A 16,294-nucleotide genomic window follows, 5' to 3' on the forward strand; every position below is an offset into this window, starting at 1 on the left:
TAAAAGCGAAATAGATACAACAAGTGTAGGAAAATTTTAATTTTTTGCTGAAAGGACTCTGATGTCATCGCACTAAAAGCCCGCAACACAATACACGGGCCACTTTTAATGCTTATACCAATTTGCTGGCATACAGGGCTTTTCGTTCTGAATCAGATAAAAATGCCATTTCAACACCATTACGCTGTAACTGCGCACATTCAGAAGTTGATAAACCAATTTCAGAGCGGGAGACTTGATATTCATGAGCAATGGTAATGTTACTCACACCTGGATCATCCGTATTCAATCCAATTAATACACCAGCATCGAGAAACAGTTTAATTGGATGTGCTTGATAAGACTCAACGGTAGAAGTATGAAGATTGCTGGTCGGGCAAGATTCTATACCAATTTTATGCTTCGCAAGGTATTCCATCAATTGTGGATCATGAATCGCTTTAACACCATGACCAATTCGGGTCGCCCCTAACTCATTGATGGCTTGCCACATACTCTTGGCATTATCAGCTTCACCGGCATGAACCGTAACATTGAGTCCCGCATCACGAGCTTGTGTAAAATGATCATTAAACAAAGCACCAGGAAAACCCAGTTCATCGCCTGCCAAGTCTAAGCCAACCAACTTATCTTTATGGGTTAACAAGCCATCTAATTCTTGCTGACAAGCAGTTTGACCGAATGACCGTGACAAAATACCAATGAGATTAACCTTAACTTGGTAATCTTTAAGACCAGCGTTAACGCCATCAATCACAGCTTCAACTACGCCAGCAATTGGCAAGTTATGTGTCATTGCCATGTAATATGGGCTAAAGCGCAGCTCCGCATAATCTAGCCCTGAAAGCGCAGCATCGGCCACATTTTCATAAGCGACGCGCTTAACTGCGTCTAAATCAGCAAGTACCTTTACCATCCAATCGAGCTTAGTTAAAAAGCCCACTAAGTCACTTTCTTTTCCTTGGATTTGAACAAAAGGTGCTAATGCTTCCACTGAGTCTGCAGGTAATGCAATACCATGTTGATGCCCCAGCTCCCAAATACTGTTCACTCGAACATTACCATCAAGGTGTCTGTGCAAATCAACCAGCGGAATATTTTTATCAATCATTAACGTTTTACCCCCAAAAAACCTTTGAGTATCAATTACGACAAAACTCGATTAATGCCCAAAGGGTAGCCAAGAATTCTAGCATGGCTGTTTTTTTTGTTACCCTTTTTTAGGAGATTTATGTGAGATGGTTAGAACTAACTGGCATAATTGATAAAATATTTAATACAAAAGCACAGGGATTTCATGAAAAAAGTCATTACACTGACACTGTTAACCGCCGCCATCAGCGGTTGCAGTGTGAACATTCATGCGCCACACCGTGTTTCAACGGAAGATGAACAAACTCCAATAACAAAAGCTCATTCAACTTCGCCACTACAAACCTATATTGATCAAGACTGGGCAATTAAACTGGCAGCCAGTGTTCAATTAGCATCCAGCATGGGCGATAACACTCAAGCTGGCAAACTTGACGATTTGTCACCTGAACATCTCGCCAGCATCCATCAACAACAACTTAATTTATTAAACAAGCTCAAATCAATGAGCACGTCCTCGCTCTCTGAGGACGACAAGATCAATAAACAGATTTTGCAGTATCAATTGCAGAATAGTATCGACATGTATCGTTTTCATGATCATTATTTACCGATCACAGCCGAAAGTGGTTTCCATGCTTACATAGCTTCAATCAGTAAAGGACAATTTAAGACAGAGTCAGATTATCGCCAGTATTTAAATCAACTCGCCCAATTGCCGCGTTATTTTGAGCAACAAATCCATTGGCTAACAAAAGGTTTAGAAGCTGGTAATACGCCGCCGAAAGTAACTTTAACAGGCTTTGAAGACAGCATTAGTGCTTTTATTGTGCCAGTAGAAGACAACGGATATTTTTCACCTTTTACTCGTATGCCAGCACACTTTTCTGCCAGCCTTAAAAGCGAATTAACCGCACAAGGGCAGCAAGTGATTAAAAATGCCGTGTTGCCGAGTTACCAGAAGTTTTATGACTTCATGACCGAGCAATATATCCCCAACGCGAGAGTTAATATTGCCGCTTCAAGTCTACCAAACGGCCATTCTTTTTATGAAAACCGAGTGCGTTATTATACGACATTGCCAATGTCGTCAGATGAGGTACACCAACTTGGATTAAAAGAAGTGGCTCGCATTCGCAATGAAATGCAGCAAGTTATCAAAGACGTTGGCTTTAAAGGCAGTTTTGCCGAGTTTTTGCACTTTTTAAGAACCGATCCGCGCTTTTACCCTAAAACCGCTGAAGAATTATTAAAAGAAGCCAGTTTTATTGCTAAAAAAGCAGATGCGATGCTGCCTAAATACTTTAGGAAACTGCCCCGCACTCCTTATGGTATCGAGCCCGTACCGGTAGAAATCGCACCTAAATACACCACAGGTCGCTACTCGGGCTCTAACCGTGACGATCAAGCAGGCTTTTATTGGGTAAACACTTATGCATTAGATAAACGTCCATTATACGAATTGCCAGCCTTAACACTTCATGAAGCGGTGCCCGGTCACCATTTGCAGATATCATTGAATAAAGAGTTAACCACGCTACCGAACTTTCGTCGTTACAGTTATATCTCTGCCTTCGGCGAAGGTTGGGGGCTGTATTCAGAGTACCTAGGTTTAGAAGCGGGTTTGTATCAAGATCCCTATGACAATTTTGGACGTCTGACTTATGAAATGTGGCGCGCCGCCCGTTTAGTGGTGGATACAGGTATGCACGCAAAAGGTTGGACACGGCAGCAAGCCATCGATTTCATGGCCAGTAATACTGCATTATCATTACACAATGTCACGACAGAAATTGATCGTTATATTTCTTGGCCGGGGCAAGCCTTATCATATAAAATTGGTGAGCTAACCATTAAACGTTTACGTAAAAAAGCGGAAAACGAGCTAGCTGAAAAGTTTGATATTCGTGCGTTTCATGATGCGGTGTTGGCAAATGGTTCGGTACCTATGTCAGTATTAGAACAAGAAATAAACCACTTTATTCAACAACAAAAATAAACAAAGCCGCCGTGAGTGATCAGTCATTCGCGGCATTGTAAAATAGATGCCATTAAAATGACTACCTGTAACGTATGGAACAACAAGATCGAGTTATGTATTCTTCTGAGCATGCACTAAACACCATTGAGCAACTGACGTTTTGGCGTAGCGTTGAACACAGTCAATTACAAGTTTCTAGTGATGTGACTTTAGCTTATTGCCGTGTCTTGCACCCTTATAGTGACAAAGCGATAGTGATCAGTAATGGCCGCATTGAAAGCTACGAAAAATATCAAGAGCTGATTTTTGACTTGTATCAGCAAGGCTATTCGGTATACGCACTCGATCATCGTGGTCAAGGCAAATCAACCCGTTTAGTTGACAACCCTCAATTGGGGCATGTGGACAAGTTTCAAGATTACGTCACAGATTTCAGTTCATTTATCAGCCAAGTTGTTCAAGCGGATAACCATCAGCAATTATTTTTACTCGGCCACTCTATGGGCTGTACAGTAGCTACTTTGTATCTTGAGCACTATCCAAACGTATTCGATGCCGCTATTTTCTCAGCTCCTATGTATGGGATTTGCCTGCCTTTACCTCGATTTTTTATTTTATGGCTTGCTAAACGACTCGACTTTACCAACCAAGGTAAACCCTTTTACGTGATTGGAGGCCGTAACTATTACCCCAAGCCATTTGAAAATAACTCGCTTACCCAAAGCCAACCCCGTTATCAATGGTTTAGAAACCTGTATCAACAATTTCCACAGTTGCAACTTGGCTCCCCCACTCATCGATGGCTTGTTGAAGCGTTAATCGCCGCTAAACAGTGCCAGTCAATACTGGCAAGTACAACTACCCCAGTGTTAATATTACAAGCAAAAGCCGATACCATAGTCGATAATCGCGCTCAAGATAAATGCTTTGCCGCCATGCAGCAAAATAGCAACCAACACCAAAAAGTTGTATTTTCTGACGCTCGCCATGAGTTGTTTGTCGAAAACGATACCATTCGCAATCAAGTGCTCGACAGCACCTTCGATTTTATCAATCGTCACAGCCATCAGGATTAAGTAGTATGTTTCACATTGCGCTTTATGAACCAGAAATCGCTCCAAATACCGGAAATATTATTCGACTTTGTGCTAATAACGGTTGCCATTTACATTTAATTGAACCACTAGGTTTTGATTTCGAAGAAAAAAAACTTCGCCGTGCTGGGCTTGATTATAAAGATCTGACCAACGTCACTCGCCACACTGATTTTGATACATTTATGAAGGCCGTTGAGGGTAAACGCATTATGGCGTGTACCACCAAAGGCAGTCGACCTCATTCTGACTTAACCTTTGCCAAAGATGACGTTTTATTATTTGGGCCTGAAACTCGCGGCTTACCCATTAAAATTATTGAGTCGCTGCCACTAGAGCAGCGCTTACGCATACCTATGGTGCCAAATAGTCGCAGCCTCAACTTGTCAAACTCTGTGGCGGTAATTGCCTATGAAGCATGGCGTCAACTCAGTTATGAAGGGGCGATTTAATGACTGAATACGTTTGCATAACCTAAATGCTCATTTAGCCTACTGATTAAATCTTGTAGGCTTAATCAAAAAATAAGCAATCATAAATTATGTGCCGTATTCTACTGTTTTTATTCGTCAGTTTTAGTTTCACACTCAACGCCCAGTCTATCGAACGTATTGAACCCAGTAATTGGTGGGTTAATATGGTAAACTCGCAGCTACAGCTCATGGTTCACGGAGAAGACATCAGTCAACTCACGCCAACAATCATTGATCCTAGAGTTCAACTTACTGAAATTCACCGCACTGATAATCCCAATTATTTATTCATCGATTTAACCTTATCACCAGAACTTACAGCAGGCTCTATTGAGATTGCATTTAAACGTGATCATAAAACGGTGTTGACTCATCAATACCCTATACTTTCTCGACAAGCCCATTCAAAACAGCGTCAAGGATTCAGCAGTAAAGATGTCATTTACTTAATTACCCCTGATCGGTTCGCAAATGGTGATGCCCGTAACGACAACGTGGCTGAAATGGCTGAAGGGCTAAACCGATCCAATAAAGGCGGGCGTCACGGTGGCGATATCCAAGGCATTATCGATCACCTTGACTACATTAAAGAGATGGGATTCACCCAGATCTGGCTAAATCCTGTGCTCGAAAACAACATGACCGAGTATTCCTATCACGGTTATTCCACCACCGATTACTATGCTGTAGATCCACGCTTGGGCAGCAATGCCTTATATCAAACGCTCAGTACTAAAGCCAAATCCCAAGGACTTGGCATTATTATGGACGTCATACTCAATCACATTGGCAGCGAACATTGGTGGATGACCGACATGCCAAGCAAAGATTGGCTAAATCAACACCCACAATATACTGGCACCAATCACTTTCGTGAATCACTGCACGATCCTTACGCCGCAAAAGCCGATAAAGATTTATTCCATAAAGGTTGGTTTGTCACAACTATGCCAGATTTAAACCAACAAAACCCCTTGGTCACCCAATACCTTATTCAAAATGTGATTTGGTGGATTGAAACCGCAGATTTATCTGGTGTTCGTGTCGACACCTATTCTTATTCTGATAAAGCCTTTTTAGCCGCTTGGACAGCCGCAATCATGCAGGAATATCCAAACTTTAATATCGTCGGTGAGGAGTGGAGTATTAACCCAGCCATTGTCGCCTATTGGCAAAAAGATTCACCACGCCATGACAATTACCCCACTCAGTTACCAAGTTTAATGGACTTCCCATTGCAAGAAGCATTAATCCATGGACTAAAAGAAAAAGAAAGTTGGAGTTCAGGCTTAATTCGAATCAACCAAACATTGGCGAATGATTTTTTATACGGTGATCCATACAATCTGGTTACCTTCCCTGACAATCACGACATGTCGCGAATATATACCCGTCTAGATCAAGACGTTGATTTGGTTAAAATGGCCCTTGCTTTTTTTGCCACAACACGAGGGATCCCACAGATTTTTTATGGCACCGAAATATTGATGCCCGGCAGTGACGACCATGGTGAACTCAGAGCCGATTTCCCCGGTGGTTGGTCTGGCGATAAAACAAATGCCCTAACAGGTAAAGGCTTAACGGATAAACAGATCGAGGTTCAGCAGTACACCAAAACATTACTCAACTGGCGTAAACAGTCTGATATTGTTCAGCAGGGTAAGTTAACACACTATAACCGTGATGACGGTATGTACGTTTATTTCCGACATTTACCGAATACAGCGAAAAAAGTCATGGTCGTTATGAACAAAAACGCTGAAGTTAAATCGCTAAATATGGCTCGCTTCTCTGAGGTGTTAGGAAATGCACAACGATTTAACGCACGCAATGTCATGACAGATGAATCTATTGTGATTAATGGTGAGCTAACAGTGCCAAAGAAACAAACATTGATTTTGGAAATTGAATAACCAATGTTTGATTACTCTTCAGCATTCGTGAATGTGAAAAGTCTACGGCCTTGAAAAACTCGTGGACTTACTGTCCAAATCCAACTTATTAATGAAAAGTAAGCGATAATTTTTCTTTTGACGCGAGTTTTAAGCTTGTACTTCTTTCGTAACAAATCAAATAAAAATTAAAAATCAACGTGTATTTGGACAGAAGCATTTCAAAAGATGCTGACACTTAAATAGACATAACTTGCAGGGGATGTGTTGAATCTTTAGTCAGAGATTCTGCAAATGTATAGCTTTAAGGTTTTTGGAAAACATTTAAAATCCCTTTGACGGTTATCTAGTCCACTTCTTATCAGTGCGTTAGCCATATCTAAAAGTATTTGACCTTGATTCTGAAGTTCTTCAGACATTTCTGAGTTGGTTGACGTTTCACGCAAAAATGATTTTAAACCATCGCGGAAACTTAATGCGTCAACACATTGTTTGTTACTAGGTATTTTTAATAATTCCTTACACCATACTTTAAGGATTCTCCTTAGTACTTTGGTACGAACAGAGTCATCCATCGCAAACCTTAGATATTTAGGTGAACTTACTGCTTGAGCGTTTTTCAACCTCTTAAGGTGATTAACAGAATGAGAAAATTTACGACTCCTTGAGACTTTCCTTAACATTTCATCAGGGCAAGCTAACTTTCTCCAGTTAAAAGAGTCTTCTGGTATATCCACTGAATGTTTTGCACAGTAATAAGATCTACTCCAATCAAGACTGACACCTCGATACTGCATTGCTGAGTCTGCGTTATCTCGTAATTCTTGCTGTGATACTTTATATAGCCATAGGTACAATTCTGGATCATGAAGGTATAGTTTTCTACATGTAGTTGAGTGCTTTTGTTTGTCAATTGATTTAATGTTTTTACCAATAAAGTCATCAAACTTACATAGCTGCGTCCAATCATTTTCGTCAGGTAGTATTAACTTTATATCTCGGCCATATGTATTCACATTTAAAAATTGCTCCATTTCAAATTGTTTACTACGAGCAATCACTGCATCATATGATGGTGATGTTGTTGGTATTTCATAAACTAGCTGTCGTCGGACAGGCAGACAAAAATCATTACAAATTTCTTCTTGTGGATAATCACTAATGCTTAATAAATTGTTTACCTGATGAGGAAAAACTGACATAGACACTCAATTAATAATCAAAAACAAAAAGTTAATAGGTTTAGTGTGGCTAGCTTACTGTTCAATAAAATATAAATAAATAAACCTTTGCTGAACGAATAGTAAAAAAATTTCTATTCGTTTAAATATAGCGAATATTGATACTCGCTTTCGTGAGTATGACAACGAAACGCCAAACCTCTTTTGATTAGATGTGAGCGGAAAAGCATGACTTTCGAAACTTCGAAGAAATTAATCCAACATGACCAAATTATAAACTAATTGTATATCTATGTTGAATTCATGACTCTGTAATACCTATGAAGTTACCGATTAATATCAATCAAATGAAAAGACGCAGATATATCGAGCTGATGAGTAGATATTGATAATAAACACTCGCGCTAGTTCACTTAACCTCACTACATTCGATTAAACATCTTTCATTAAAGATTGTCTAAAAAAAAGTAAAAAACTAACCTCTCTAAATAAGGAAAGTTGCGGAAAAAAGTATACCGATTATTTCTCGTCACTCCAGCGCTGGAAACGAAGTAACGACAGTTTTGTATGTCGGTAGTCTAGTGCCTTTGCTTTTTTCTATAAAAGTCACTGGATACCAGCCTTCGCTGGTATGACAAAGATTTGTATTTTCTAAATCGCTCGAACCCTAACAAAAGAGAACTCAGATTTTCATTCAGTTCTATCAACTTTCGATTCTATCAACAAGGTGTGATTTCATGGCTGGAAATATTGTCTGTTACTCAGTCCCTAGTAATTCTGACTGGTCCCCAAGTCTTGACGACATGCACATGATGTCTCAACTTGTCACGCATGAGAAGAAAAGTAAGCCAATAATTCTCTCTTTTTCAGACTCAGATCCCAGTCTTAATACTCCTAGCATTCAATATTCTTTACGGGTGGCTAAAACGAAAAAAGAATTCGAAATTTTTCAAAGTGAACAGCAAGGAGCAGTTAAGAAACCCAAAACCACACGGGTAGTCAGTTATTCAAACCTGCCTCCAAACTTACAGCAAGTGCAATCTGCTTTCACCTTCTTACTCAGCAGTAAACCTACAAAAAAACAGGTCGCAGAATCTTGGCTAACAGCACTAAACCAACGTCCAATACCGGATGTATTCACTCATATTGTTTCAGCAAGTGAGTCCGAGACACCAACACAGTCTGAAGCAAAACCCTTATTAATAGCGACGTTACTTGGTAATCATACTATCGTTACTGAGCTGCTCAGCTCAGAAGCATTTAATCTATCTACGGATGATAAACAATTAGCTCTTTATTTAGCCATTAAAAATCAACAACTAAACATTATAAAAACACTGGTAAACCATCAAATAGATATAAACTTAAAAGATATTCACGGATTAACACCACTCATGCACGCCGCCAAACTTGGCTTTAGTGAAATAGTGGATTACCTGCTGAAGCAAGAGATCAATGTTAATGATTTATCCTCTGATCAATACGAACACAGCGCGCTTTCATTAGCCCTTAAGCATCAACAATTTTCCATCGCAGCTACGCTCATTCCTCACTCAGCCGAATCACTCAATCAAGCATCAAGCCAAGAAAATGGTTGGACGCCACTATGCTTCGCCGCATTCCATAATAAGCTGGATCTCGTTAAGTTGCTCGTTGAGCATGGAGCTGATGTGAGTTATGTTACCCAGAATAACTTTAACTTGCTCACAATCGCCTGCCTGAATGGTGAAAATGACGTTGCGTATTACCTGCTGGAGATGACGAACAGTGGCATCGACTTATGTTTATTTAGTACTGCACAAAACAATTACAGTCCACTTAAATTAGCCATCAAATTTAATCATGTTGCGCTCGCTGAAAAGATCATTGATGTGTCACTTTCCTTAGAAAGTAAATCAAAAGAGGCCGTGATACTTCACGCTAAAGACGCTAATGGCAACACGCCAATCTTGTATGCGACTCGTCTATTTCAGCTAGATTTGATCAAATTACTCATCCAAAAGGGTGCCAACCCTAATGATCTTGACAAGCTTTTTCGTAGCCCATTGATGCTGGCGATTCAAAATGACAACTTACCTATTGCAAAGCTCTTACTTGAAAAGTCAGCCGAACCTAGCTCTCATAAAAACTGTAAAGAAACAATTCTCAACATAATAATTACTCATGACAATCTAGACATGCTCAAATTACTCCATAAGTACCATCCTTTATACATTACTCAAGATCATTTAGCTGTTGATAATGCCGCACTTCATGGCAGCATAAATGTGTTAACACAGTTCCACCAATGGGAGATGGATCTTTGCCTTACTGAAGCTAAATCAATTACTCCTATAGACTACGCCTTCAGAAAAAAACACATTGATATTATTCAATTTTTATTGCAACATTCTGGCCCTCAATATATCGATTTTCTCAAAACTCGAAAAGACACACTTTTACTGATGGCTTGTTATACTGGATTATCTGAGTTGGTACCTCAGTTATTGTCGAGCAATGCAGAAGATATCGATGTTTGCAATGACATCGGCAGCTCTCCACTTATAATGGCCGCAGGAGAAGGTCATGTTGATATTGTACAAAAACTTATTGAAGCAAAAGCTAAGATTAATACTCGCAATAAAGATGGTGATACTGCATTAATGCATGCCGTTGCGAATTATCATCTGCAATGCGTCGAAATTTTATGCCAACACGATGCAGATCTTGGTTTGGCTGATAACGACGGTTGCACACCTATGTTCATAGCCCTTATGAATTATGGCAAAAAGGATAACTCAACACCTACAACCAAAAAAATCATCGATTTATTACTCGAATATGAAACAAAAAAATCATTGAGTGTTTCACATTTTGAGACAGGGCAAACACCTGGCGTTTTATTGGCTATACAGAACAATGTCTCCGCCATGAGAATACTAAAAAACAAAGGCGTTGATCTCACTACATTAGATGGGAATGGGTGGAGCTATGTGCACGTTGCCGCATTCTTTGGCTCCGTTGAGGTACTCAATTATTTACTCGAGCAAGAACCGTCATTATTAAATACACAAACCACAGATGGCTTTAAAACTACCCCGATTATGTCAGCTGTCAGTCAATGTCAATTAAAAGTCGTAGAATGTTTATTGGATAAAAATCCCGATTTAGAAGCGACCAACCCCAATGGAAAAACAGCATTACAAATTGCAGAATTGAAACAAGCTCAAGTCGCGTCAGATCAGTCTCTATCAAAGCATGCTGAAGCGACTGAGCAAATCATTTTAAAAATCCAAGAAAAACTCTCTTCAACATCAATAGTAGAATCAGACGAAGAAGAATCAGCCGCAGAAGAATCACCCGAAGTAGAATCACCCGAAATAGAAATCAGCAGACACTCTCCATTTATATTCATATAAACTGTATAACGAACATTCGATTTTAGCTCCCTATTTTTGTTAAACCACGCTCACTAGAGGGCGTACCTTAATTATACTTGTATGCACACCATATTCATCTCATGACGAATAACGCTCTATGATAGATAACGCTGCATTATGAAAAAATAGCTAATAAACAACCCCGCCGCAAGCAGCGGGGAATTCACCCTAAGCGATTAAAAAACACTATGTTTATACGATTAACTTATAGTAAATACAGGTCCTTTTGCTTTGTTTTGATCAAATATCCAGCGCGCAATTGAACGCCATTCTGTTTGAGAATACACTCCGAAAATCCACAAATCATACACAAAGCCAATAATTAGATAGCAGCATATTAATGATTAATAGCCTGTTTTAAACAATGCATAACTATGTGGAATTTTGCATTGTTGATCTATGTCGCTCGGTGTTGTAACCACATCGAAAAAAGGATTGGTATACCGACATGTTCAAATTTACTTCTGTAAGGGATGTCGCAGTTCAAATAATACCACTTTAAATTTCAACGCTTAATTTGTCATACCTGCGAACGCAGGTATCCAGCGACTTGTGCCCAAATTAACCAAAGACTCTGGACTCCTGCGTTCGCAGGAGTGACGATAAAATTGGTATACATTCTTCCGCCACGTCCCTAAGCCACCAACTTGTTACTATTTTTATCGCCATTGGTATCGTTTCTGCCGTCTGTGTTGGAATATTCGTCAGCACTGGCCTCAACGAGAAAAAACACCTCGATGCACAAGCTAAAGCGTCTGAGTTGATCTCGAGAACCACACAAATGTTCTTGGTATCGAGTGTCAAATTTAATGATGAATTTACGGCCGAGACAGATCAAGCCAAAAAAGCCATTATTCACGCCGATTGGACTCGTACTATCCGTGCGATTGATACTGCAGTAACTAACGATTTCGGCAATAAACAAAGTCGAGTGAGACTGTTTGCGGATCCAAAGTTTGTACAAAAAGCCAGTCTTGGTGGCGCGGTGACATAAGCCAATACTAATTTTGAGTTTGATGCCGTGTCAGCATTTGTCCGCGGAGACAACCAAGTCGAAGAAACAACGGAAGACTATTACCGCATTGGCATTCCTTTGTTCAGTGATATGCACCCTGGCTGTGCGAACTGCCATAGTATCACCCCCAGTGATCATCAACTATTAGGCGGTCTAAGTGTCAACATACCCTTAGCACAAATGACGGCGGCAACGGATGCTGAAGCCAGTCGATTCATCATCGCCATTATTACTGTCATTTTATTATTGATGTTGATCATTTATTTCTATTTGAAGCGACAAATTGTGCAACCATTAAAAGCTCTTAATGGCGAAACTAAGCAGGCCGCAGACTCTATTCAAACTGGTAATGTAGATTACACCATGAGCAACATAGGCAAACATGAAATCAGCTATATCACTCAAAGTTTTGATAATACCTTATCGGTCGTAAAGTCATTATTAAGCGGTATGATCAACAATTCTCGCTTAGTTCAAACCGCTGCGGCCAACACCAATGAAATGGCCGTAAGGCAAGAAAGTGCAGCCATACGTCAGCAACAAAAAATCTCACTCATTTTAGAATCACTGCAAGAGCTACATCAAGCCGGTAGCATGGTTTCTGGACGTACCTTATTAACATCTGATGCCAGTGGGGAAGCCAAGCAACGTTTGACCGAAGGCAAAAATACTATGGATCAGGCTGTTGTTTCGCTGTGCGCACTGGCTGAAAAGATTAATAGTACCAGTGCTGTAGTGTCGTCATTAGATAAACGCAGTGAGGACATTGGCTCTATAATCAGTACCATTGACGGTATTGCTGAGCAAACCAATTTACTGGCGTTAAATGCCGCGATTGAAGCCGCACGAGCTGGCGAGCAAGGTCGTGGGTTTGCCGTTGTTGCTGACGAAGTTCGCTCTCTCGCACAACGCACTCAAGACGCGACCCGTGAAATCAATCAATTAATTGCTGATCTACAGTCAGATGCAAAACGCGCAAATACTATGATGAACAGTAGTGCTAACGCTGCGCAATGCACAGTTGATTTTGCAGGAGATGCCCAGAGCAAACTAGAAGATGTAGACCAACATGTGCTGAATATTAATGATTTAAACCAAGAAATTGCGTCGGCAACGGAAGAACAAACGGTGACAATAGCGAACATCAATGAAAGCTTAGAGGATTTCTCTCAAGAAACGGCTTTGAGCGTAACAACTTCAAAAGAAATGGCACACGAAAGTGAGTCGTTGAATCAGTTATCAGAAAAAATGACTATATCATAAATCACAGGTTGCCACTTAAATTATGCTGTAGGTGATGATAAGTTGCACCTGTAAAAAACCTAGTGCTGAACACAAGCTGCACTAGGCTATTTTTCTCCGCTCTTTTGATTATTTTATTCGGCTTCAAGTATCGCGTTTGGGCTACCAGGTAGAGGCTTTATTCCTGGGATCTTATCGCTATTGGCTCCCTCACTTACCAACCTTTCGAGAGCTCGTTTTCTAATACGATCATTCGAACTTCCCATTAATTTCACCCCGCTATGACGATAAGCCGCAGCACTTTCTTTCTCTCGCCTTTGACTATCTTTTAAGCACTGCTCTCTTTTTATACTATCTTGCAAAGCTTGTTCAGCCTGTTGTTTTTTGGTTTCAATTCTCATCTTTTGCGTATCAAGTACTTTATTAATCTGTAACGCACTCTTGCTTTGATAACGCCCAAAAGTAATAGCCGTTAAAAATAGTGATACTATATTTCGACTTCGAACGTGAATTTTACCGTCATGTTTTATTTTGACTGTGTATTTTCTAATTTCATTGGTTGTCTCGCAGTGTAGTTCCACGGCGTGATCACCGACTTTTTCAGGGATATTCAATGATGAGAAATCTTTAAACTCCAACTGCTTTGCGCGGCGATTGATGACTCGTAGGCTTCCTATACTCATCGTTCTCCTCCTTTATTACTGTTAAGGGAGAGTAAAATTTGCTTCTTGGTACTATTATAGACCAGCAAAATCACGATAAGTCACGAACATTAATAGATGCTAATCATTTGGAAACTATATAAAAATGGCATTTCTGCCCTTCTACCTTTCATGTGTAAGTGAACTAAATGAATATTGGCAAAGTGTTAATTAATACCAATCCGCATTCAATAGTGATCGCTCAGCAAGAACGAAAGGCTTTCAGTACAAGATGTATGTTCGAAGTACTATATTCCCTACAGCCACCATACAAAGCTAGCGTTCAACACACTTCGTGCTTTTGTCGGGATAATTCAAGAACGTGCAACGCAGTAATGGAAACCTTTAGCCTTGTCCTTCGGTAGCTTGTATGCGCACACTTTGGTTTATAAAGAATACTTCACAAAATTATCTCAACGTAGCAAGGTAATAACGACAGTTTTGTATGTCGCTAATAACTATGTTTTCACCAATTTCGTTTGTACTTTGTGCGCATACATATTTCTGAGCTGAGCATTCAATTACTGTAATTGGTATTAACACAACCTATTTCGGGAAGTGTCACGGTAAAGAGCGTCGATTTATCCAGTCCGATATGATACCCCAAGAGTCGAACGCCACCATCTATGCCGTAAAGCCTGATCCCTTGGTAAAGAAACAACCACTCATCATTACGCCAGCCCTTAGTTTGCGCTATTTCGCAGTCTTGATTGAACAAGGTTAATGCCGATTTAAACGAACCTTCGCTGCTGATGGCTGAGTCGCGTATCCATACACTACTGTCATTAGGAACTCGCCCTAAATTTTTTTCACCTTGTACTTTTGTGTCATAAGTTAATTGTGGAAAACTGGTTAACGATGGGAGTTCAGGTGTCATTCCCATACTATTTTCATCTTCATTTCCCGGTAACCGATTGTGACTTAATAGAATCGACTCGCTTTGATCATTAATGTGCCGAGTTGACGTCATTACCAGCCCTTTTTCAGCATCTTGGCTTATTTGCACCGCGTACACACCAGTTTCATCAAGACTATATGTTTCTTTAGTCGTTTTTTGCACCTCAATCATACTGTTAGTTTGCGCGTCATAGCGCATGAGATAAAATCTGGGTAAATAATCAGTGTCTTCATTCTTTGGTTTTTGATTTACATAATCGGGCATATTCCATTCTTTAAGTAACAATTCTCTTCCCGTTATAGAAACCGACGTCAACTCAAAAAAACTGTTGGGATAATCTTTTTCGGGTTGCGGCATAAAGTGAAATACAAAGTTGTCGTTGATTGAACCACGAGTCCAAGCCACTTGGTAAGACGGGTAACTGGAGGTTTCTCCTGATATATCACTGCCATAAATAGTTCCAAATACCGTCAAGCCATCACTTGTTACAAACTGGGGGGTAGGCGCATCGTTTGGATTAACATCTTCTGGCAAAGGCAATAAAATAGAAATGTATTGCTCATCGATAATCTGGGAGGCACTTGTTCGTTGCCAAAGCACTGCCGCGCTTTGTAGCCTATCACCTTGAGTATATACCGCACTTCCGACAGCATATTTTAACCTTGGCGAAGCCGAATAAACCACACTAGATGTCCTATGGCCTGTAACCGCTGGTGAGTGCAACTTTGCCACAATTGTGCCAGATAGCTCATCAAATACGAGTGCCATATTTGCATCGGGACTGCCAGAATCTTTATGGCAGCTGCTGATATCTCTTGGGGTTGTTGTGACGTTTAACAACACTTCATCTATGTTAGTTTGGTTTTGTCGCACAATCACTTGCAGTCGTTGCGTGTTTGGATTTTCACATTCAGGCTGTATGGTGAAGTAACCTTCTGGTAGCTGGATCTCTGAGTATACGGCCTCTCCTGCCGACACAAATTGCGCACCGCTGATCGTGGCGCTAATTATCAGAAAACCTTTAGCCCAAGCGCTTATTGAATGACATCTATTTTGTTTATGCATGATACATCTCCTCTATCAATATCAAACGAAAATTGCAGAGAGTAAGCTCATGACTCAGCTTTAGCTGTTGAGTTGTAAAAGCTTACGAAGAATGAGAGTGCATCATAGTTAGACTAAGATTTACGACGCTGATCACAAAATAGACAGATTTAACCTTTCCATTTTCCAATCAGTGGATACATCGAGTAGGGTGAGGCGTTAGTGCCTCATCCCTCTCACAGAACCGTACGTACGGGTCTCG

At 40.3% G+C, this 16,294-nt stretch carries 11 protein-coding genes; 7 read left to right on the forward strand and 4 right to left on the reverse strand.

The window, feature by feature from the left end; genetic code table 11:
* Positions 1–112: 112 nt before the first annotated feature.
* Positions 113–1,111, reverse strand: a complete 999-nt coding sequence (gene add, locus E2I05_RS21125; protein WP_121853332.1) for an adenosine deaminase — start codon at positions 1,109–1,111, stop codon at positions 113–115.
* A gap of 186 nt (positions 1,112–1,297) precedes the next feature.
* On the opposite strand from add, the gene E2I05_RS21130 reads away from it, so the two are divergent.
* The 4 genes from E2I05_RS21130 to E2I05_RS21145 all read left to right on the forward strand — a co-directional run bounded on the left by E2I05_RS21130 (position 1,298) and on the right by E2I05_RS21145 (position 6,553).
* Complete coding sequence (locus E2I05_RS21130) at positions 1,298–3,091, forward strand: DUF885 domain-containing protein (RefSeq protein ID WP_121853331.1); 1,794 nt, start codon at positions 1,298–1,300, stop codon at positions 3,089–3,091.
* 74 nt (positions 3,092–3,165) lie between these two features.
* Entirely contained in the window at positions 3,166–4,149 is a 984-nt protein-coding gene (locus E2I05_RS21135) for an alpha/beta fold hydrolase (RefSeq protein ID WP_121853330.1), read from the forward strand.
* Positions 4,150–4,154: 5 nt separating this feature from the next.
* Positions 4,155–4,619 (forward strand): tRNA (uridine(34)/cytosine(34)/5-carboxymethylaminomethyluridine(34)-2'-O)-methyltransferase TrmL, encoded by a 465-nt coding sequence (gene trmL / locus E2I05_RS21140; protein WP_121853329.1) that lies wholly within the window; start codon positions 4,155–4,157, stop codon positions 4,617–4,619.
* An 89-nt stretch (positions 4,620–4,708) separates the two neighbouring features.
* Entirely contained in the window at positions 4,709–6,553 is a 1,845-nt protein-coding gene (locus E2I05_RS21145) for a glycoside hydrolase family 13 protein (RefSeq protein ID WP_121853328.1), read from the forward strand.
* Positions 6,554–6,807: 254 nt separating this feature from the next.
* Here the strand turns inward: E2I05_RS21145 and E2I05_RS21150 are convergent, their stop codons facing one another.
* Positions 6,808–7,734, reverse strand: coding sequence for a hypothetical protein (locus E2I05_RS21150; RefSeq protein WP_121853327.1), 927 nt, complete (start codon positions 7,732–7,734; stop codon positions 6,808–6,810).
* 716 nt (positions 7,735–8,450) lie between these two features.
* Here E2I05_RS21150 and E2I05_RS21155 point away from each other — a divergent pair.
* The 3 genes from E2I05_RS21155 to E2I05_RS21165 all read left to right on the forward strand — a co-directional run bounded on the left by E2I05_RS21155 (position 8,451) and on the right by E2I05_RS21165 (position 13,410).
* Positions 8,451–11,111, forward strand: a complete 2,661-nt coding sequence (locus E2I05_RS21155; protein ID WP_121853326.1) for an ankyrin repeat domain-containing protein — start codon at positions 8,451–8,453, stop codon at positions 11,109–11,111.
* Positions 11,112–11,892: 781 nt separating this feature from the next.
* On the forward strand, positions 11,893–12,126 hold the full coding sequence (locus tag E2I05_RS21160) for a hypothetical protein (protein WP_145964481.1): 234 nt from the start codon (positions 11,893–11,895) through the stop codon (positions 12,124–12,126).
* 27 nt (positions 12,127–12,153) lie between these two features.
* The gene (locus E2I05_RS21165; RefSeq protein ID WP_121853324.1) at positions 12,154–13,410 is read left to right on the forward strand and encodes a methyl-accepting chemotaxis protein; all 1,257 of its coding nucleotides are present in this window, start codon (positions 12,154–12,156) and stop codon (positions 13,408–13,410) included.
* Positions 13,411–13,523: 113 nt separating this feature from the next.
* On the opposite strand, the gene E2I05_RS21170 is transcribed toward E2I05_RS21165, so the two are convergent.
* Together E2I05_RS21170 and E2I05_RS21175 are read right to left on the reverse strand one after the other, a co-directional pair.
* On the reverse strand, positions 13,524–14,072 hold the full coding sequence (locus tag E2I05_RS21170) for a hypothetical protein (RefSeq protein WP_121853323.1): 549 nt from the start codon (positions 14,070–14,072) through the stop codon (positions 13,524–13,526).
* A gap of 535 nt (positions 14,073–14,607) precedes the next feature.
* Positions 14,608–16,053, reverse strand: a complete 1,446-nt coding sequence (locus E2I05_RS21175; protein WP_121853322.1) for a hypothetical protein — start codon at positions 16,051–16,053, stop codon at positions 14,608–14,610.
* Positions 16,054–16,294: the final 241 nt, after the last annotated feature.

The sequence above is a fragment of the Parashewanella spongiae genome, assembly GCF_004358345.1.
Lineage (GTDB): Bacteria > Pseudomonadota > Gammaproteobacteria > Enterobacterales > Shewanellaceae > Parashewanella > Parashewanella spongiae.

Coding starts and splice junctions, on each gene's coding strand:
- add (WP_121853332.1), bottom strand. CDS start 1,111: ATGATTGATAAAAATATTCCGCTGGTTGATTTGCACAGACACCTTGAT.
- E2I05_RS21130 (WP_121853331.1), top strand. CDS start 1,298: ATGAAAAAAGTCATTACACTGACACTGTTAACCGCCGCCATCAGCGGT.
- E2I05_RS21135 (WP_121853330.1), top strand. CDS start 3,166: ATGGAACAACAAGATCGAGTTATGTATTCTTCTGAGCATGCACTAAAC.
- trmL (WP_121853329.1), top strand. CDS start 4,155: ATGTTTCACATTGCGCTTTATGAACCAGAAATCGCTCCAAATACCGGA.
- E2I05_RS21145 (WP_121853328.1), top strand. CDS start 4,709: ATGTGCCGTATTCTACTGTTTTTATTCGTCAGTTTTAGTTTCACACTC.
- E2I05_RS21150 (WP_121853327.1), bottom strand. CDS start 7,734: ATGTCAGTTTTTCCTCATCAGGTAAACAATTTATTAAGCATTAGTGAT.
- E2I05_RS21155 (WP_121853326.1), top strand. CDS start 8,451: ATGGCTGGAAATATTGTCTGTTACTCAGTCCCTAGTAATTCTGACTGG.
- E2I05_RS21170 (WP_121853323.1), bottom strand. CDS start 14,072: ATGAGTATAGGAAGCCTACGAGTCATCAATCGCCGCGCAAAGCAGTTG.
- E2I05_RS21175 (WP_121853322.1), bottom strand. CDS start 16,053: ATGCATAAACAAAATAGATGTCATTCAATAAGCGCTTGGGCTAAAGGT.